Genomic DNA, 18180 nt, shown 5'->3' with positions numbered 1-18180 from the left:
GATAGACCGGAACGGCCGGTCCTGCACAAAGATATTAAGATTGAAATCCATATTCCGGATCATTCATTTACCCCATACCAAGACGGAAGCGCCCCAAGTCAAGCCTCCGCCGAAGCCGACAAGCACCAAGCAGTCGCCTTCTTTGACCCGTCCGGATTCCGCCGCCTCCGCAAGAGCGATCGGAATCGATCCTGCCGACACGTTGCCGTATTTGTCCAGGTTGATCATGCATTTGTCCTCGCTCAAATTCAGCTTCTGCAGCGCGGACTGAATAATGCGGATATTCGCCTGATGCGGTACGAGCAAATCCACCTCGGACTTGTCGATTCCCGCCTTGCGCAGCGCCTCTTCCGCAGCGCTTCCCATAATGCGGACCGCGAATTTGAACACCTCGCTGCCGGCCATGAAGATGAAATGCTGCTTGCCTTCCAGACTTTGCGGCGATGCCGGACAGCGGGAGCCGCCGGCAGCAACATTCAGCAGCGGGCCGCCCGTGCCGTCCGCGCCAAGCTCGAACGATTTAAATCCGCGGCCTTCCGGTACGGTGCCGAGCACGACTGCGCCTGCACCGTCCCCGAACAAAATACATGTGTTCCGGTCGGTGTAATCCGTAATTTTAGACAAACATTCCGCGCCTACCACAAGCGCATATTTATACGTTCCGTTGGCGATGAAATTGGCGGCGTTAGCCAAGCTGTAGATAAATCCGGAACAAGCCGCAGACAGGTCGAAGGCGGCCGCTTTTTTGGCCCCAAGCTTGTCCTGCAAAATGCATGCCGTCGACGGGAACGCCATATCCGGGGTAACCGTCGCCACAATAATTAAATCAATCTCTTCCGGCGTGACGCCCGCGTTCTTCAGGGCGATTTTCGAAGCTTCATAGGCCAAGTCCGACGACGCTTGCTCCGTAGAAGCGATGCGGCGTTCGCGGATGCCGGTGCGGGTGACGATCCATTCATCGTTTGTGTCCACCATTTGTTCCAGCTCGAAATTGGTCAGTACCTTCTCAGGCACATATTTTCCCGTTCCGAGAATGCCTACAGGCTTTAAGCTGCTATTCATAACTACTCGCTCCCGTTGCTAATTTCCGCAGAAATGCTGCGGACCAAATCGTTTTTCAAAGCGACCCGGGCTTGACGCACCGCATTTTTAAAAGCTACGCCGTTGGACGAGCCGTGGCTTTTGAGCACCAAACCGTTAATGCCCAGCAAAGGCGCTGCGCCGTGCTCGGTGTAATCCATTTTTTTACCCAATTGGCTGAGGCCCTTCTTCACCGCCGCCGCCGCCAGCTTCGTGTACCACGTACGCATAAATTGCTCTTTTAAGACGGAAAAGATGACCGAGGCCGCCCCTTCCATCGATTTAAGCATAATATTCCCCGCAAAGCCGTCGCATACGATGACGTCGCAAGGCTTCCGGAGCACGTCGCGCGACTCGACGTTGCCTATGAAGCGAATCGGCGCCTGCTCCAGCAGCGGAAAAGCCGCCTTCGTCAGCTCGTTGCCTTTCATCGCTTCCGTGCCCACGTTAAGGAGACCGACGCGCGGCTCGGCCACCCCATGCACTTTGCTTCGATACAAGCTGCCCATGATGGCGTACTGCACCAGATGCTCCGCCGTCGCGTCCATATTCGCTCCGAGGTCGAGCGCAAGAATGCCTTCCCCGTCCACCGTCGGAAGCATCGGCGCAAGCGCAGGGCGCTCGATTCCTTTGATTCGACCGACAACCAGGAGGCCCGTCGTCATCAATGCTCCCGTATTGCCCGCCGATATCATGGCGCCTACTTCCTGCTCCTTCACCATACGTCCGGCGACGACCATCGATGCGTCCTTTTTGCGCCGCACCGCTTTCACCGGCTCATCATCCGCTTCGATTATCTCGCTTGCGTGCCTCAACTCCAGATTCGCAAGCTTCTTGCCTTGAAGCAATGGCTCCAGCACGCTTGTATCTCCAACTAGCACAACCGTCGTATCCGGCCATTCTTCGGCCGCCGCGATCGCGCCATCCACCGCTGCCTGCGGCGCATGGTCTCCGCCCATCGCGTCAATCGCTATCCGCATGAAGCTCACCTCCTTCATGCCGATCTTTGCTCGCATGATAAATAATGAAATTCCCTTGGAATACCACTTCGTCTCCGACGTATGTAAAAACTTCGACCTTCGCCTTGCCTTTGGAGATCGAACGGACATAAGCCTTGGCAATACACTTCTCCTGCAGTTTAACCTGCCGTACGAAACGGATGTCCGCAGCGGCGGTCAGCGCCACCTTATCGTTGATCAGCGCAACGGCCAAGGAATTGGCCTGAGAAAATATATGATGACCCCGGGCGATTTTCGTCCGGGAGAACACATGCTCTTCTCGAATTTCGAACATAGAAATGCCGCTCTTGTCGAGCTGCAGATCAATGACATCCCCGATAACTTCATGCAGCGGAAGCGAACGCACCTGATCGTACGATTGCTCCGCCATCAGCTTCATCCGCTCTCGCAGCTCGGGAATGCCAAGCTCGAGCCGGTCCAGACGGATCGTCTGGATGCTGACTTGAAACAGCTTCGTCAGCTCTTCATCCGTTATAAACGGGTTTTCTTCGATCGCTTTGGCCAACTGCTGCTGGCGCTGTCGTTTCGGAAGGCGTTCGATAACGAGCACCACCTTTTTTTAGCTTAACTAGGGAGGTCCCCACCTGATGCATAGGACATGGCACTATCTCTTATGACCAAGTCACAAAGCAAAGTATACTGGATTCTGCATAAAAAGGGAAGCGCAAGCAGACAAAAAAAATAGCACTGCACCTAAAGGTGGAGTACTATCTCTTTTGTCTGCAGGAAGATTATTGGCTAATAATCTCTCTTTTCTTGTATTGACCGCAAACTTTGCAAACTCGGTGAGCCAATTTCAATTCACCGCAATTGTCACACTTTACCATGCCCGGTACTTCCAATTTAAAATGAGTACGACGCTTGTCGCGGCGCGTTTTGGATGTTCTCCTTTGAGGTACTGCCATATTTCCCACCTCCTTCAACGAATTCAGCCTGCGTTCCTGGTTACGATCGGTCTTTAAAAAAATCCGCAAGTCCGGCCAAACGCGGGTCCACCTTCTCCGTCTTGCATTCGCAAGCCTTCTCGTTCCGGTTCGTTCCGCACACGGGACACAGTCCTTGACAATTTTCACTGCACAGCGGGATGAACGGCAGCGCCATCATGACGCTTTCCGCCAAATAGGGCTTCAGCTCGAACCGGTCCTCGGAGACATACAGCACGTCTTCCTCGTCCTGGTCCTCATCCTCGGACTCTTCCAGCTCTTGCTCTTCGCCCTTCACAAACGTCTCATGAAACGGAATCGTCAAATGCTGTCCGATCGGGGACAAGCAGCGTGAGCACGATTGCTCCACGTCGATGTCCAGTTCGCCCGTGACTTCGGCCGTGCCGGCCTTGTCCCGAGCTTCCAAACGCACCTGCAGCGGGCCATACCCGAGCAGACTTCCGGACTTCGGCAGAATGCCTGTCAGATCTTCCGTGCCTTCGATCCGGATCGTGCCTTTGGATGCCAAATCTTTCAAATGTATAAACATGAGTATCACCCCAAACAAACAAAGATTATTATATCGACTTCGGTTCCGTTTTGTCAACATTTTCAGTTCATGCTATGTTCATGCTATAGTGATTAAACAAAATCGTTCATGGCAAAAGAGCCTGAAAACGCTGATCGGGAGGAATCATTACGCATGTCAACCGTCGGTCTCGTCGTCGAATACAACCCGCTGCATAACGGTCACTACTATCATTTCCAACAATCGAAAAAGGTAACGGGAGCGGATAGCGCAATCTGCATCATGAGCGGGAACTTTCTCCAGCGCGGCGAACCGGCGGTCGTAAACAAGTGGGCGCGGGCCGAGATGGCGCTCCGCATGGGAGCCGACCTTGTTCTGGAACTGCCGGTCGCCTATAGCGCCCAGCCGGCGGAATGGTTCGCCTTCGGCGCCGTCTCCGCGCTCGACGCTACCGGGCTCGTCGACAGCCTCTGCTTCGGCAGCGAGAGCGGCGACATTGGCTGGCTCGAAGCCGCGGCCGATGTCTTGCAGGACGAGCCCGCTCCGCTGCGGGAGCTGCTGCAGCAGGAGCTGAAGGCCGGCGTCCCGTATCCGGCCGCCTACAGTCGCGCCGTAGCACAGCTCGTACCGGGCGCGGACGAAAGCGAGCTCGCCAAGCCGAACAATACGCTCGGGCTGCATTATTTGATTGCCCTGCGGCGGCTTCGCAGCGGCATCCTGCCGCAAACGATCACAAGGACGAAAGCCGAATACAATCAGACCGATATTACAGACGGTCGCATTGCAAGCGCTACCGCTCTGCGCAAATTGCTTTTTGAAGAACGTAATTTGCACGCCCTCCGCCCTTATGCGCCTGCGGCGACGCTGGATATTTTGGAGCGGGAATGGCAGGCCGGACGCGCGCCAGTCGATTGGGAGCGCTTCGCGAAACCCCTGATGCTGCAGCTCATGAATCATACCCCGGAGCAGCTCGCGACGTTCCACGAGGTAACGGAAGGGCTGGAGCACCGCATCCGGCAGGCACTGACCGAGACGACGGCTCCAGGCGAGGGCTGCGTCGCTTCGCTGCTGGACCGACTCAAAACGAAACGCTACACGTGGACCAAGCTGCAGCGCACCTTACTGCGCATTTTGCTGAATCACACCAAGGAAGAGCTCTCAGTCGGAACGCTCGGCCAAGGTGTGCCGTACCTGCGCGTGCTTGGCTTTCGTCCGCAAGGAAGGGAGCTGCTCCGACGAATGAAAACAACGGCGAAGGTACCCGTTGTTACCAAAGTAACGGACAAGCTTTCGCCGCTGCTCGCGATGGATATTCGCGCTACATCTGTCTATGCGCTCGGATATGAAACGCCTGCTCCCCGCGATTGGTTCGCGGATTACTACGAACCACCGGTCGTTGTGACGGATTGATACTAACTTCCCGTTTTCGCCGGCAGCTTCGCCAAATAATCCAAAGCCTCGCCCATCGTAGCCACCGGAACGACGGTCATTTTGGTCCCCAGCTCATCGGCACGCTTCTTCGCATCCGAATAATTGGGGATCGTCTGGCCGTTCGGAGCTTTATAGTCTTTGGGGCTGAAAAAGATTTCGGCGCCCGCCCGGTCGGCCGCTACGATTTTATGCTGAATACCCCCGATAACACCGACATGTCCGTCCGGATCGATCTCTCCGGTTCCCGCCACCTTATAGCCTTTCGTAATATCGCCGGCCGCCAGTCTGTTATAGATTTCCAGCGAAAACATCAGTCCCGCCGACGGCCCGCCAATGTCTCCCGCCTGAATAGTTACCTGCTGCTCCTCGGAATCGGCTTTCACACTGTGCAATTCCGATAATACGACTCCAAGCCCGACACGCGAAGCTTCTGCCGGTTTTGCGTTTGGATCGGCAGGCAGCGCGGCCAAAGCGATATCCTTCGTCTGGACCACGCCTTTGCGCTTGTAGCTGATCGAGACGCTGTCCCCCGCTTTTTTGCCTGTGACGCCGCCTCGCACCTCATCCATCGTTTGGATCGGTTTGTCGTCGATTTTCACGATGGTATCGCCGGCCTGAAGCACGTCATGCGCCGGAACATTCGGATATACCTGCTGGATGACGACGCCATCCTTGCTGATATGGTAAGGAATTTTCAACCGGTTGTATGCCGCCTGAATCGCGTCCGCCTGCGAGGTGAGCATAACCACTTCCTGACGCTGCGAATACTCCGCCTCGGTCTCGTTGTTGCGGAGCAGATCCCGCTTCAGCCGCAGCTCTTCGTAGGGCCGGACATAGGACATCAAATAGCCGAATACGGTTGCGTCGGCCACTTGCACCGTAGTCAGCATGAACTTGCCTTTTTCCTCTGCAGCCTGCTTGACGTGAACCATCGGATGAATGTCCTCGGCCGTCCCCGGCTTAAAAATATAGAGCGGCAAAGGCATAAAATAAACCACGTATAAAAGCGCTATCGCAATAAAAACGGAAAAAACGACGCGTGAAGCGCGTTTCATGTGTCGTGCCTCTCCCATTGGCAGCTTCCCCCCCAGCCGTTCGCAAATGTTGTATCTCTATAGGTAGCGTACGCCTGTCAGGTCTATTCCATGCGGACAAAGCGTAAACATGTACCACTAACCCAAGCTGGAGTGATGATTCGAATGCAACGGTTACAGGTTCTCTTCTCCCCGCGCTTTGCGACGCTGCTGCTCGGCGCTGCGGCGCTTGCTCTCGTCGTCAGCATCATCGCATTTCCCGACGAAGCGTTTCGCTCGTCGCTCCAGGGGCTGCAGCTCTGGTGGAAGCTTGTCTTCCCGGCCTTGCTGCCCTTCCTGATCGTCACCGAGCTTCTGCGCGGCATGGGCGTGCTGCACGGACTTGGCGTGCTGCTCGAGCCGCTGCTGCGCCTTTTATTCAGGCTCCCGGGAGTCGCCGGCTGGATTGTGGCGCTCGGCTTCACAGCGGGCATGCCGGCCGGTGCCGCAGCCGTGGGCCAGCTTCGTAAGGACGGCACGCTGACCCGCGACGAAGGAGAGCGGCTGCTCTCGGTCTCTCACCTGCTGAACCCGGTTTTCCTCGTAAGCGTGGTCGGCGTCGGCTTCCTGCAAAGCGCGACCGCCGGACTTGCGCTGGCGGTCATCCATTATGCCTCCACGCTGCTCTTGGCCCTGCTCCACCGTTTTCGCAGCGCCTCTGTACCTCACCCTCTGCCGGCAACGAAATCGCAGAACAAGGGAGGCTCAGGGTGGCTCAGTCGGAGCTTCGACGCATTTCAAGACGCCCGGACGCGCGACGGCCGGACGTTCGGGAAGCTGCTGGGAGATTCGGTGACGTCAAGCGTCCAGCAGCTTTTTCTAATCGGCGGGTGCATGATGATGTTTTCCGTGCTGCTTCACGCCGTTTCGCTTTCAGGGCTTGTCTCCGCTGCCGCTTCCCTCGCCTCCGCACTTGGCCTTAACCGCGACAACGCTCTGACGCTTGCCCAAGCGCTGCTGGCCGGTTTCTTCGAACCGCATCTCGGAGCGTATGCCTTATCGCAATATACAGAAGCCGCTTCGTCGGCCTTGCCGTATGCGCTGCTCAGTCTGCTGCTCTCGTGGGGAGGCTTGTCCACGCACGCCCAAGTCAAAAGCTTGACTGTGGCTTCCGACTTGCGCTATCTGCGCTTTCTACGCTCCCGGCTTGAGCATGGCGGAATTGCTTTTGTGCTCACCTGCTTAGCTTGGAAACCGCTCACCGATTCGCTTGGCGGAGAGCAGCCCGTGCTTGCACACTATGCCACAGCCCACATTGGCTGGTCCTTCGAGCACGATAGTTTGTGGCCCTTAATCAGCCCGATGATGCTGCAGTTCGGCACGATGCTGCTTGTCCTGCTTGTGCTCTCGGTATTTACCGCCTTTCTCTTCCACCGCCGCCATCAGCGGTAAACCTTCCTTCCGAACTACAAGCTTCCGCTACCGTATTTGCCGCGCAGCGCCTGCTCGACTTCCGGAGGGACCAGATCGACCACAGGGCCATGGAAACGGGCGATTTCCTTCACAATACTGGAGCTCAAATACGAATATTTCGGCGTCGACGTCATAAAGAACGTCTCGATGTCCTCGCATAGCTTACGATTGGTGGAGGCCAGCTGCAGCTCGTATTCAAAATCGGAAACCGCCCGCAGTCCACGGACGATGAGGTGCGCGTTTTTTTGCTTCATATAATTAATGAGCAAATCCCGGAAGCTGTCGATCTCGACGTTCGGCAAATCTCTGGTCACCTTCCACAGCAGATCCGTCCGCTCCTCCACCGAGAACAGCGGATTTTTGCTGGTGTTGTTGAGTACGGCGACAATCAGCTTATCGAACACCTTAGCCGCGCGATGAATAATATCCAAATGCCCGTTCGTCACCGGATCAAAGCTGCCGGGATACACGGCCACCCGCATCCCGGGATGATCGCCAATCTCGATAATTGGATTCATTGGTACAGTCAGCTCCCTCTATTGTCGAGTTTAAGTCTCTTTACCCTCGAAACGGGTTCGGTAAATCGTAATGGCAGTATCCCCATACTCGGCCCGCCGCAGCCATTCGAGCCCTCCGAAGTCCCCCTCATGGCGGTCCTCCGCGTCATGCTCGACCACGATCCGCGCTCCGTCGGCCAGCAATCCGCCCTGCTGCAGCTCCTCCAGCAGCTCTCCAATCACTTTCAGCTTGTACGGCGGGTCCAAAAACACCAGATCAAAACGCGCTTCCCGCTTGGAAAGCGCTTTGAGTGCGCGCACCGCATCATTGCGGTACACTTCGGCCCGCTCCGTCAACCCGGTCGCCTGAAGATTGTGGCGAATCGTGTCGATGGCTTTTTTATCAACATCCGTGAGCACGGCACGATCCATCCCCCGGCTCAACGCTTCGATACTCAGCCCACCCGTGCCCGCAAACAAATCCAGCACTTGTCCGCCGTCGAAATAAGGGCCGATCATGCTGAATACAGCTTCTTTCACTTTGTCCGTCGTGGGCCGGGTTCCCATGCCCGGTACCGACTTCAGCGGCCGCCCTTTGGCACTTCCCGATATGACTCTCATGCTGTATAGCCTTCTTTCCGCCAAACTTAATATTGATATCGTATCACAAACGGAATCTTTTGCACAAAAAATCCAAAAAAATTTTCCCAGCGGATGTATATCTTTCTGCAAAAAGGATCATCCTTATATCATCGACATCCGAAAATGTCGTAGACAACCGCGGAGAAGACTTACGTTCCCCATAAGCTCTTCGTCCGGTTTCTCCTCTCCCATGAAAGGGGCTCGTCGCGAGACGGGCCCCGATTTTATTGGTACAGTATAAAGTAATGCTTTATTTAAAGAAATTTTATATGTAACAGAAAAATTAACACACTATAACAGATACGTTTTTCGAACACTATAGACCATTTGTAGACTAAATTTTTTTCCTTCATTTAAACATAGATCTCAGCGAAAAGGACGCCAATTTACGGCGTCCTCAGTTTTAGTACTGGCGAGTTTGCGAAAGTACGAAACAACAAATGAGTAAGAATCCTTCCTTTCTTTAAACGTATGCGTATTGATCAAATCAAAACTCTGCACATAGTAGATTTTTATATAAACTTGAAAAACCAGATGCACGAATCGATAAAAAAGGCCCCCTTGGTCCATCATCAATTGCATATATTTTCCAAGTGTTTTAAAGTATTTTTTCGAAAGCTGTTTCATGAAAAGTTTTAAAAGAGAATCCTATCGATGGAATCACTAAACCAAAAGATGCTACCAAAGAAATGGAACATTATAATCAAGAAGAGATTTTTGATATATTTAATGCCCTTCAGACTGAAATTATTCAAGTTCGAATCCTCATCATACTTGCTTTTACAACCGGTATGAGACGCGCTGAACTTCTGGGACTTCAATGGAAACATATCGATTTAGAAAAGGGATTTATAGAGAGTAAGCAATCCATCCCCAAATTTAAGTCAGGAAGGCCAATCATTAAATTACCTAAAAACAATAAGACCCGCAAAATCGCGATTTCTCCTTCTGTGGTTAAGGAATTAGAAAAATATTTATTGTATAAAAATATCGATTATTGATCAAGGATAAGTGGCGCGAGTTTCATAATCTCCATCCTAAACTAAGATACATTAGATTACATGATTTGCGGCATACTTCTGCCACGATCTTGATAAGCGAAAATGTCCATTGTCCACCAAATGATTCTGTACAAAAATAGTCGACTAAAACAAATATGTAAATTACCTTGTAGAAACACTTCACTAAGTAAAAAAATCCCACCAGCGAAAGCTAGTGGGAGTGTTCAAAATTCAAAGTTTCCATTAATGCCCAAAGATGTACTCAAATAAGGTTGTAGGAATCCAGTTTTACCGCTTAGCGTACATTTACCAGATACAAAAAATTTTAATATACAGTAATGTAATAAACGTATTTTAGTTTTGATCCATCCAGCACCTGTACTGTGGCTTTACCTTTTTTCTTTCCAGTTACAAGGCCGTCTGAATCCACTTCAATTTTATCCGGCCAGCCCCCTTGAGGGAAATACTGATATCCACGTGGCAATTGCAGTGTCTTCCCGACTTTTAATTCTTTCTCCCTTTCTATGGGACTTGCAAATGTGGAGGCGGAGTCAGAAGCTACCACGCTGATATTAGTCTCACGAGACTGCACTTGTTCAGCATTTGCCCCAGAAGCAATGGAGACTACTGATAAAGCCGATAGTAATGCCAAAGATGCAATTTTTTTCATATCAAACGCTCCTTTAATTTTTTTTGTTCAGTTCGACTGAACACAAAGCTAGTATACATTGTTTCCCAATTCACTTAGACATTTTTGATTAACTGGCAGATAAGCGGTAATATCCTGTACAAAAAAAGTCGATTTTTAGGTAAATTTGTCAACGATCTATTGTCCAAGGATACCCCACCACTACATCTTCACGGTAATAAATTGATACCCCAAAATTCGTAATGCATTAGCGCTATTATCTTTCTTTCCGGTACCCATACAATTACAATGCAAGTGTCTCTGCTATTCGCCGGTGCTTTCTTCGTCTGGTTTATGCTCAAGTTTCGATCAAATCTATGAGGAATTGAAACCACCGCGATATATATAGGCATTGGTCCAACCCGAAGAATGCCCTCTTACATATATTGCATTAGCCTACTTTCGAAAAGGAGTGACATCGAATGGCGTTTATGCCTCCATTTGGACCACCGCCTGGAACGACTGCACAACAGGTACCTACGCTCCCTCCTCCACCTTTTGAACCCCCCATTTCTGCTTTTGCTGTTGACCCCGGAGCTATCTCCCGTTGTTTGTTTCGAAATACTTTTGTTTGGCTTACGAATGGGAACCGCTTTTGGTTTTTTCCAACCTTTGTCGGGCGTTTTTCAGTTACAGGTTATAGGTGGACCGGTAGATTTTGGGTGATCTTTGGGATTAGTTTAAGAGAAATCAGCTCATTTTCATGCTTTTAAATTTGCTCTAACTTCCTCCTTCGCAGCAGCAGCAATGCAATATGAAATGCCAGCGGGTATGACATCTTCGCTGCTGCTGCCGTGCCTACCTTACGTTCAGCTCCCGCTGACGACAGCGGCCGATGAGTCTTACGCTGCGGGGAAAGGGATGATTCGGACAACTTCGACACTGGAAAAGATGGGTATTTACGAAGGGAGATCAAATGAGGCTAGCTATTTTTGGAATGAAGCATTGCGAGCGGGTAAAAAAAGGGGAAACGGACGCGGCGAGACATGAGGCATAAGGCATAAACCATTCTCGAAAGTACATACGACCGATCTATAGTAGGCCTAGTCGCAATTGCCTTTGCAGTAAGTGGAAGAGTCCCTGACCAGTTCAATTGACTAGCCGGGACTCTTGTAAAAAAACCGCTACGTGGTCGGCTGCCACGAATGCCTTCCTAATACTGGTGGAGTTGTCGCTATTTTTTTGCAACCTTCTTCTCAATCGGTTTAAAACCCTTCGTATCGTTCCACATCTTTTCGAATTCATCTGAAAATGTTTTTGCTGCCCCTTCCTCCCGGATTACAACCAGAACCTCATCGTTCGTTGTACTTGCCGCCTTGGAGTAGTTATACGAGCCGGTGGTTACGACCTTCTTATCTGCGATCGTCACCTTCAGGTGCATCAGGCCGTTGTGGCTGTTGATCTTCATCGGAATCCCCGCGCTGCTAAGGATCTTTAAAGCCTCTCCCTGCGCTTTCCCTTCGGACTGGGTCTTGTCCGTAATTACACGCACTGCTACGCCGCGTTTTTTAGCATCACGGATCGCCGCTACAATGTCCGGATGCGTGATGCTGTGGATCGCAACATCCAGCGTCTCCTTCGCCGAGCTAATGACATCGATCAGAACCTTTTCAGGATGCTGATCCGCTTTCGTAAAAGCAAACTCTGCATTCGTTGTTGTTTGCTGTTTAGCTGCTTCTTTTGGTGTATCCTGCGGTGTTGTTGCCGGCGCGGTATTCTGCTCAGGGGCGGCAGTTGCTTTTGGAGGTTCTGCTTGCGTACAGCCTGCATTCACGATCATTATCACCAGAGCGAGGAGTCCAAGATACTTCTTCATGGCCTGTCTCCTTTACATTTTTTACACATCGTATCACGAACTCATAGAGCTCCACAAATTCGACATTATGTAAAAAATTTCGTCTCCTGGAAACGAATCGAAATCTATACAAAAAGCTCAAGAAACCTCGTATCGTCGAGTTTCCTGAGCTTTTTTCTTTTTGTACCTTTTGTCAAAGAATTTGCTGAATCTGCTCCAAAGGTCTTAACAAATTCTTTTTCATGAAATGTGCGGCCCCTTCGGAATCATGCGCTTCCAATGCGCCGATAATTTCCCGGTGTTCATGGGCAGCGGCTTGTGATTCTCCAAGCGGCCGTTTTAGAAAAATGTACTTATACCGCCGAATATGCATTTGTAAGGATGAACTGAAAGAAACGATGTACGGATTGTCCGAAATATCAACGATCATGTTATGAAACTTCTCGTCGTACTCGACCGCCTGATACAAATCATTGTCTTCAACGTACTTGGCAAAGGAGTCGTTTAATTCATGCAATTGCCGAACCTGCTCCGGCTGAATTAGTCGGGCGGCGGTTTCGGCAGCTAGCGCATGCAGGGCCGCAAGGGTCGGGTACAATTTTAAAATATTCGCTTTGTCGATTGTCGTTACCCTCGTATCTTTGCCGGGGAACATTTGAACGAGTCCCTGCATTTCAAGGATCTGCAAAGCCTCTCTTACAGGCGTTCTGCTTACACCGAGAGCTGCGGAGATTTCCGCATCGTTTAATTTTTCATCCGGCTGCATGGTTCCTTCGATGATCCATTTCTGGAGTTGAGCCAAAGTTTTATCTTTTGCGGATAAACGGACGGGTGTTAAATAGTCCTTTGGAATAGGCATAGGAGTCTCACCTCTTGGCAGGCAATATTTCGATATTTAATATATCGCAATTTGCCCGAACAATGCAAATCGAATTTCCCCCCTAACATTACAAGAAAAATACTTGGAAAGAAAGAGTTGACACATTATAGACAAGACATTAATATGTGATATATTGCATATGTATATTATTTCAGAGGGTTAAATCACCCTACTTGGTCAGGAAAGGGGTTGGCTAACAAATTTGTATTGATAATAATAATCATTATCGTTTGATGATTTTGCGAAAGGAGGAGCGCCGGGGCTTCACGATAAAATGAAGTACTCTTGAGATGCATCCGAAATATAGAAACTCGTGGGGAGAAAACGACATGGCAACTAAAACGAATACGATTCATCCGTCATCCGATGCGATGAAAACCATCTATCCCATTTTATTGATTATTAGCATGGTTCATTTGCTGAACGATACGATTCAGTTCATCGTTCCGTCTCTTTTTCCAATTCTCAAAGATTCGCTATCGCTCAACTTCTCGCAGATCGGTCTCATTTCACTGATGATTAATTTAACGGCGGCGGTCATGCAACCGGCTATCGGGATCTATACCGACAATCGGCCCAAGCCTAAAATGCTGCCCATCGGCATGCTCTTTACGCTGATCGGGGTCGTTGCTTTGGCTTATGCCGCCCACTTCTGGGTCGTGATACTGGCCGTTATGCTGATCGGCCTTGGCTCGGCCGTATTTCATCCGGAGTCGGCCCGCGTTTCCTTCATCGCCGCCGGTCCGAAGAAAGGCATGGCATCGTCGATTTTTCAGTTCGGAGGCTTTATCGGGCAAGCTATTGCCCCTGTCATCACCGCGTTCCTGTTTGTGCGCACGGGGCAGCAAGGCGTGGTCTGGCTGGCCATTCTGGTTTGCATCGGATTCATCGCGCAGTTTTATGTCGCCGGCTGGTATGGAAGGCGGCTGTCTCCTGCGAAGAAGACGGAGGCTCCCCGGGAGGCCGGCCCGATGGCTCCAACCGTTTCAAAAGGGTACGTCATCCTTGCCATTACCATTCTCATGATTCTCGTCTTTTCTAAAAATTTATATGTCGCCGCCATCAGCAGCTACTACGCTTTTTTCGCTATCGATCGTTTCGGCGTTTCCATGGCTCAGGCACAAATTATTCTGTTTGTTTTTCTGGCAGCGAACGTAATCGGGCTGATGCTCGGCGGTTTGCTGGCCGATCGTTTTAGCAAGCTCAGCTTGATTTGGTTCTCCATTTTGGGAACGGCCCCCTTCTCACTGCTGCTTCCGTATTCGAACCTGACCTTTTCCGTGATCTGGATTTTTATGGCGGGCATGATCCTGGCCTCCTCTTTCTCCGTCATTATGGTCTACGCAAATGACCTGCTGCCAGGAAAAATTGGACTGGTTTCCGGGATTTTCTTTGGGCTGGCTTTTGGCTTAGGAGGAATTGGCTCGGCCATCTTGGGCAATCTTGCCGATTCGACCAGCATTGACTTCGTGATTTATTGCTGCGCCTATCTTCCATTGATCGGTTTGTTGACGATCTTTCTTCCTTCCGATAAAAAAATGCGGGCATCGGTTCGAGAGGCCGGCAAGTCATCGATCGCTTAGCGGACCGTTTTTTTATAGACGAAAAGCCCAAGGATCAATCCCTTGGGCTCTCCACATTCATGATATCCAAATAAGGAACTTTCAGCGTATCGCCGTCACACTCTACATGTACCAGCCGGGTTCGCGGGTCCATGTTGCTGATTCGTCCCCGCACCTGCTCGTCCATTCCCCATACGGTCAAAAAAATCTCGGCCCCCTCTTCACGAGCCTCGAACAATTGGTTTCCCAGCTCCTCCAATTCAAATTCGTCTCTTGTCGGACGTTGCGCAGCGTGTTTCTTGCTTAACGTCGGTAAGCCTATCATGATTTCCCTCTCCTCTTCAAATTCATCTTCAATCCATTACCGTCTATTGCGGTGCCCCTTGCTCTAAGCCTTGTATGACCCGAAGCTCGTCCCTGCGAACTTCTACGTAACCGTCCTTGACGAGGCAAAATACAATTTTTCGCAGTTGCTCCACCGTACGCCCGGATAACCAAGAAATCCTTTTGACATCAGGCCTTACCCAAGCTGTTTTGTATAGATTCCATAAGATTCGAAGCACTTTCTTTTCAACATCTGTCATCAATAAATTCCACCTCGGTCACGTCTGCGAGCTGAATTAGCTGCCATTTACGTCTTAATTCTGCTTCTATAGATCTGATTTCGCCGGTCTGCCGGACCGGCTTTGCGTCAGCTCATGATACCCTCGATGATACGGAAACCTGCTTCACAGCTAAAATATTTTCGATCCGAATTATCCGCAGCGCTTGCCGTTGATGACAAAACGCTTTGACGAGACCATTCTCAACCATCAAGACCTCAATTCTCCGCTGCTTGGTCTTATTGTCGATATCCAAATAAATAACTTCAATGATATGGCCAATGTATCTTTCCATTACGTTCGCCTCCAAATAAGAACATTTGTTTGTATTATATACGAACAAAATGCGAACACGCAATAGTCCATTTGGTTTATACTGGATAATACAGCATAATGATGCACATCGAAGAGGAGATAACGAGGTTGCGAAACCGAAGCATCGATAGTAGGAAATGGGTCCCGAGCGCAAGTCGACCTTGTCCAAAACAAAAAGCACCCAGTAGGCGCTTTTTGTCTGAATGTTCCTATATCGTTTCAAATCCGGACATCGATTCTCTTGCAATGCAGCCCTGTCCCTTGCTCTTGACTGCGGCTTGTGCCCGGTTCCTCGGGCTTCCGGATCAGCTCACCCGCCTCGCTCAAGCTTCGGTCCCGATTCGGCGCAACGGTCTCGGGCCGGTACCGTCTTCCGCTTTGTCGGTCTCTTCCTTCTTTCGGTCAGTTTTTTGCGCTTCGGCCATCGTTTCCCCGATTTTCCCGTCCAAGCCGGCAATTTGGGCTTTTAAAGCCGTTTCTTGCTCCAATTTCGGCTTAAATACCGACTGCTCGGCGTTTTCCAGCATCTGTCCTCTCCCGCTGTCGTTAGCCGGTCCTAATTCAAACTGTAGTCTGCCCAGTCTGACTTCCGACTGCAAATTGTTCGCTGCCGCTTCCAATTCGCCTCGAACCTGGGTCATCTTCTTGAGCTGTCCGTGCAAGGAGTCGGCTCGGACAATGTCCTTCATGGAAGTATCGGATAAACGGCCCGGTTTCGGGTCTCGGGATTCCGCGCTTGGCGAAACACCGTTTTTACGGTTTTGGGCTTGCTCCATTCGAATTTGCGCGATTTGAGCTTCGATCGTTTGCTGTTCCGTTGTCAAGGACTTCAATCGTTCCGCTTTTATTTTGCTATCCAGCTCTTGACTTGCCTTTACTTTGGCCTGTTCTTCTTCAATTCGGCCTTTTTGCTTTAGCAAAGCTTGAATTCGCCTATCATATTCGGACATGAGGGTTGTTGTGGATGGTTTAGGCTGAGCTCTGCCGACAGAAATGGAAATATGCGTCATTTCAATATCTCCTATATAAGTTATCCAATAATCTCCTTATTTACATTTATCGGTGAGGAACTTCTTTTTGTTAACGATGTTTCGTTAAATTGAAAAAGGATAGCCCGTCAGAGGTTGACTCTGACAAACTATCCCTGTTAAGAAATCTTGTCCGATTACTTCAGCAACCACAACGAAGCTGCGTTGGACGGCTCCCAGCCGACCAGCGAGGTGTGGGCCTGACGGCACTCGTACGTTTTGCCGTTGTACGTGACAAGCGTGCCTACCGTATACGCCACATTCGGCGCCCATGCGGAAACCGCCGGACCGGAAGCCGTCTTGGCATTTACAGCGTTGCTGTCGGCCGATACGTTGCCGGCGGCGTCAATTGCGCGAACCGTAAACGTATAGGACGTATCAGGCGTCAACCCCGTGACCGTATATTCGAGCGCCGTCCCCGAAACCGTGGTCACTAACGTGGTTCCACGATATACCCGGTAGCCCGTTACCCCGACATTATCCGTCGATGCGCTCCACATCAGGTGAACGCTGGAGGAAGTCGGAGTGCCCATCACATGCAAGCCGGTCGGAGCCGTAGGCGCCTCATTGTCTACAGGTACGGCCGGAGTCGTAACTGTGACGGCGTTGCTCGCGCCGGAGACGTTGCCTGCGGCATCCTCGGCACGAACCGTAAATGTATAGGACGTATTCGAGGTCAGCCCCGTGACGTTGTAATTTAAAGTCGAACCGGAGACGGCGGCAATCTGCGTCGAGCCGTTAAAAATTTTGTAGCCGGACACTCCGACGTTATCGCTCGATGCGTTCCATGCCAGCGATACGCTCGTGGCTGTAAGGTTGGAAGCGCTTAAACCCGCCGGTGCGGTAGGAGGCTGATTATCCGAAGGATCCCCTCCGAAGTTGACGTCGATGACATTATAGAACGCATTGGCCGTGTCGGCAATTTCCCAGACTGCCAGAATGACTTGATATCCGGTCCGGCTAGGAACGTTGCACGTATCGGAATACGTCTTAGGAGGCATCTTTCCGCCATAATTTACCGAACAGAACGGCGTGAGGTCGAACGATGCCCGGCTGAGCGGGGCGTTCTGATCCCAGTTTTGCTTCGTAATGTAATACTTCCAGCTGGATGTCGCATGAGGGACTTTAAGAACCCATGAAAACGTTTTCGTTCCTGCCGTCATCGGTACCTTACTCCAACGTGTAGCCGATTGCTGATCAAGCTCCGAAAATCTCCCCACTGCGGCGCTGGCGATTTTGCCGTCGGCAGGCCCGGCCTGCGGAAACCCTTTCAGTCCTTCCAGGCTGTACGGTTCGTAAATAATCTCCCCGCAGTTCTTGTTTTGCCCCAGACTGCACAAATAGCCGCGGCTGCCGGGCGATTCGACATAACCATGGGCGAAAGCCCGGTCCGAGAACAGCAGCATGACTACGGCCATCAGCAGCATCATGCCGCTGGCAACGAGTAGTTTGAATAGAGAATGGTGGGGTAAACGAAGCTGTATCATATATGTTACCTCCTTATTTTGGGGGGCGGTAAGGACACTACGATCAGGCATTACCCTTTCAATCGTTCGCAATTATCCGTTCGATTCAAACCTCCTCTCCACCTAAATTATAGCTGTGATCCCATTTGCGTAATTTCTTGTAAGTATTGCCTATCCTCCTTTCTATCCCATGTTTTTATTTAAACCCATAATGCCATCCATGTTCAGTCTTGCTG

The 18180-nt window shown here is 50.9% G+C and carries 19 protein-coding genes; 4 read left to right on the top strand and 15 right to left on the bottom strand.

The genetic code is table 11. From position 1 onward, the window contains the following. Positions 1–63: 63 nt before the first annotated feature. From QMG93_RS15225 to QMG93_RS15205, 5 genes are all read right to left on the bottom strand, one after another. Complete coding sequence (locus QMG93_RS15225; RefSeq protein WP_281937832.1) at positions 64–1062, bottom strand: beta-ketoacyl-ACP synthase III; 999 nt, start codon at positions 1060–1062, stop codon at positions 64–66. Positions 1063–1064: 2 nt separating this feature from the next. After that, positions 1065–2060 carry a phosphate acyltransferase PlsX gene (gene plsX / locus QMG93_RS15220; RefSeq protein ID WP_281937829.1) on the bottom strand — a complete coding sequence of 332 codons (996 nt, stop codon included), beginning with the start codon at positions 2058–2060 and terminating at the stop codon, positions 1065–1067. After that, positions 2044–2652, bottom strand: coding sequence for a transcription factor FapR (fapR, locus tag QMG93_RS15215; protein ID WP_281937827.1), 609 nt, complete (start codon positions 2650–2652; stop codon positions 2044–2046). Before fapR ends, plsX begins: the two co-directional genes overlap by 17 nt. Before the next feature lie 178 nt (positions 2653–2830). Further along, positions 2831–3004, bottom strand: coding sequence for a 50S ribosomal protein L32 (gene rpmF, locus QMG93_RS15210; protein ID WP_010501119.1), 174 nt, complete (start codon positions 3002–3004; stop codon positions 2831–2833). Positions 3005–3044: 40 nt separating this feature from the next. Next, positions 3045–3572 (bottom strand): YceD family protein, encoded by a 528-nt coding sequence (locus tag QMG93_RS15205; protein WP_281937825.1) that lies wholly within the window; start codon positions 3570–3572, stop codon positions 3045–3047. A gap of 153 nt (positions 3573–3725) precedes the next feature. Here QMG93_RS15205 and QMG93_RS15200 point away from each other — a divergent pair, with 153 nt between their 5' ends. Beyond that, positions 3726–4961, top strand: a complete 1236-nt coding sequence (locus QMG93_RS15200; protein WP_281937823.1) for a nucleotidyltransferase — start codon at positions 3726–3728, stop codon at positions 4959–4961. A 2-nt stretch (positions 4962–4963) separates the two neighbouring features. Here the strand turns inward: QMG93_RS15200 and QMG93_RS15195 are convergent, their stop codons facing one another. Further along, positions 4964–6037, bottom strand: coding sequence for a SepM family pheromone-processing serine protease (locus tag QMG93_RS15195; protein WP_281937822.1), 1074 nt, complete (start codon positions 6035–6037; stop codon positions 4964–4966). 144 nt (positions 6038–6181) lie between these two features. Here QMG93_RS15195 and QMG93_RS15190 point away from each other — a divergent pair, with 144 nt between their 5' ends. Further along, a complete protein-coding gene (locus QMG93_RS15190) occupies positions 6182–7447 on the top strand; it encodes a nucleoside recognition domain-containing protein (RefSeq protein ID WP_281937820.1) in 1266 nt (421 codons plus the stop codon). Between the two features lie 14 nt (positions 7448–7461). Here QMG93_RS15190 and coaD read toward each other — a convergent pair whose 3' ends face one another. Continuing rightward, a complete protein-coding gene (coaD, locus tag QMG93_RS15185) occupies positions 7462–7986 on the bottom strand; it encodes a pantetheine-phosphate adenylyltransferase (RefSeq protein WP_281937818.1) in 525 nt (174 codons plus the stop codon). A 30-nt stretch (positions 7987–8016) separates the two neighbouring features. After that, positions 8017–8586 carry a 16S rRNA (guanine(966)-N(2))-methyltransferase RsmD gene (rsmD, locus tag QMG93_RS15180; RefSeq protein WP_281937816.1) on the bottom strand — a complete coding sequence of 190 codons (570 nt, stop codon included), beginning with the start codon at positions 8584–8586 and terminating at the stop codon, positions 8017–8019. A 710-nt stretch (positions 8587–9296) separates the two neighbouring features. Here rsmD and QMG93_RS15175 point away from each other — a divergent pair. Next, positions 9297–9608, top strand: a complete 312-nt coding sequence (locus QMG93_RS15175) for a tyrosine-type recombinase/integrase (RefSeq protein ID WP_281937814.1) — start codon at positions 9297–9299, stop codon at positions 9606–9608. A 325-nt stretch (positions 9609–9933) separates the two neighbouring features. On the opposite strand, the gene QMG93_RS15170 is transcribed toward QMG93_RS15175, so the two are convergent. The 3 genes from QMG93_RS15170 to QMG93_RS15160 all read right to left on the bottom strand — a co-directional run bounded on the left by QMG93_RS15170 (position 9934) and on the right by QMG93_RS15160 (position 12950). Further along, positions 9934–10278 (bottom strand): Ig-like domain-containing protein, encoded by a 345-nt coding sequence (locus QMG93_RS15170; RefSeq protein ID WP_281937812.1) that lies wholly within the window; start codon positions 10276–10278, stop codon positions 9934–9936. 1192 nt (positions 10279–11470) lie between these two features. After that, the gene (locus QMG93_RS15165) at positions 11471–12112 is read right to left on the bottom strand and encodes a phospholipase D family protein (RefSeq protein WP_281937811.1); all 642 of its coding nucleotides are present in this window, start codon (positions 12110–12112) and stop codon (positions 11471–11473) included. A gap of 172 nt (positions 12113–12284) precedes the next feature. Beyond that, entirely contained in the window at positions 12285–12950 is a 666-nt protein-coding gene (locus QMG93_RS15160; RefSeq protein WP_281937809.1) for a GntR family transcriptional regulator, read from the bottom strand. Between the two features lie 350 nt (positions 12951–13300). On the opposite strand from QMG93_RS15160, the gene QMG93_RS15155 reads away from it, so the two are divergent. Further along, positions 13301–14554 carry an MFS transporter gene (locus tag QMG93_RS15155; protein ID WP_281937807.1) on the top strand — a complete coding sequence of 418 codons (1254 nt, stop codon included), beginning with the start codon at positions 13301–13303 and terminating at the stop codon, positions 14552–14554. Positions 14555–14588: 34 nt separating this feature from the next. Here the strand turns inward: QMG93_RS15155 and QMG93_RS15150 are convergent, their stop codons facing one another. The 4 genes from QMG93_RS15150 to QMG93_RS15135 all read right to left on the bottom strand — a co-directional run bounded on the left by QMG93_RS15150 (position 14589) and on the right by QMG93_RS15135 (position 17965). Further along, positions 14589–14858 (bottom strand): YolD-like family protein, encoded by a 270-nt coding sequence (locus QMG93_RS15150; RefSeq protein ID WP_063187496.1) that lies wholly within the window; start codon positions 14856–14858, stop codon positions 14589–14591. Positions 14859–15229: 371 nt separating this feature from the next. After that, positions 15230–15430: a hypothetical protein gene (locus QMG93_RS15145; protein ID WP_281937803.1), complete on the bottom strand. Its 201-nt coding sequence runs from the start codon at positions 15428–15430 to the stop codon at positions 15230–15232. A gap of 343 nt (positions 15431–15773) precedes the next feature. Continuing rightward, positions 15774–16370: a hypothetical protein gene (locus QMG93_RS15140; protein ID WP_281937801.1), complete on the bottom strand. Its 597-nt coding sequence runs from the start codon at positions 16368–16370 to the stop codon at positions 15774–15776. Between the two features lie 245 nt (positions 16371–16615). Beyond that, positions 16616–17965, bottom strand: coding sequence for a lytic polysaccharide monooxygenase (locus QMG93_RS15135; protein WP_281937799.1), 1350 nt, complete (start codon positions 17963–17965; stop codon positions 16616–16618). Between the last annotated feature and the right edge of the window lie 215 nt (positions 17966–18180).

This window comes from Paenibacillus tyrphae (assembly GCF_027925525.1).
Taxonomy (GTDB): domain Bacteria; phylum Bacillota; class Bacilli; order Paenibacillales; family NBRC-103111; genus Paenibacillus_G; species Paenibacillus_G tyrfis_B.
The sequence above is the reverse complement of the archived record's forward strand: the minus strand, read 5'-3'. Positions and strand labels throughout refer to the sequence as shown.

Coding starts and splice junctions, on each gene's coding strand:
- QMG93_RS15225 (WP_281937832.1), bottom strand. CDS start 1,062: ATGAATAGCAGCTTAAAGCCTGTAGGCATTCTCGGAACGGGAAAATAT.
- QMG93_RS15190 (WP_281937820.1), top strand. CDS start 6,182: ATGCAACGGTTACAGGTTCTCTTCTCCCCGCGCTTTGCGACGCTGCTG.
- QMG93_RS15155 (WP_281937807.1), top strand. CDS start 13,301: ATGGCAACTAAAACGAATACGATTCATCCGTCATCCGATGCGATGAAA.
- QMG93_RS15205 (WP_281937825.1), bottom strand. CDS start 3,572: ATGTTTATACATTTGAAAGATTTGGCATCCAAAGGCACGATCCGGATC.
- QMG93_RS15170 (WP_281937812.1), bottom strand. CDS start 10,278: ATGAAAAAAATTGCATCTTTGGCATTACTATCGGCTTTATCAGTAGTC.
- QMG93_RS15160 (WP_281937809.1), bottom strand. CDS start 12,950: ATGCCTATTCCAAAGGACTATTTAACACCCGTCCGTTTATCCGCAAAA.
- QMG93_RS15165 (WP_281937811.1), bottom strand. CDS start 12,112: ATGAAGAAGTATCTTGGACTCCTCGCTCTGGTGATAATGATCGTGAAT.
- QMG93_RS15145 (WP_281937803.1), bottom strand. CDS start 15,430: ATGGAAAGATACATTGGCCATATCATTGAAGTTATTTATTTGGATATC.
- coaD (WP_281937818.1), bottom strand. CDS start 7,986: ATGAATCCAATTATCGAGATTGGCGATCATCCCGGGATGCGGGTGGCC.
- QMG93_RS15195 (WP_281937822.1), bottom strand. CDS start 6,037: ATGAAACGCGCTTCACGCGTCGTTTTTTCCGTTTTTATTGCGATAGCG.
- QMG93_RS15135 (WP_281937799.1), bottom strand. CDS start 17,965: ATGATACAGCTTCGTTTACCCCACCATTCTCTATTCAAACTACTCGTT.
- QMG93_RS15150 (WP_063187496.1), bottom strand. CDS start 14,858: ATGATAGGCTTACCGACGTTAAGCAAGAAACACGCTGCGCAACGTCCG.
- rpmF (WP_010501119.1), bottom strand. CDS start 3,004: ATGGCAGTACCTCAAAGGAGAACATCCAAAACGCGCCGCGACAAGCGT.
- QMG93_RS15175 (WP_281937814.1), top strand. CDS start 9,297: ATGGAACATTATAATCAAGAAGAGATTTTTGATATATTTAATGCCCTT.
- plsX (WP_281937829.1), bottom strand. CDS start 2,060: ATGCGGATAGCGATTGACGCGATGGGCGGAGACCATGCGCCGCAGGCA.
- rsmD (WP_281937816.1), bottom strand. CDS start 8,586: ATGAGAGTCATATCGGGAAGTGCCAAAGGGCGGCCGCTGAAGTCGGTA.
- QMG93_RS15200 (WP_281937823.1), top strand. CDS start 3,726: ATGTCAACCGTCGGTCTCGTCGTCGAATACAACCCGCTGCATAACGGT.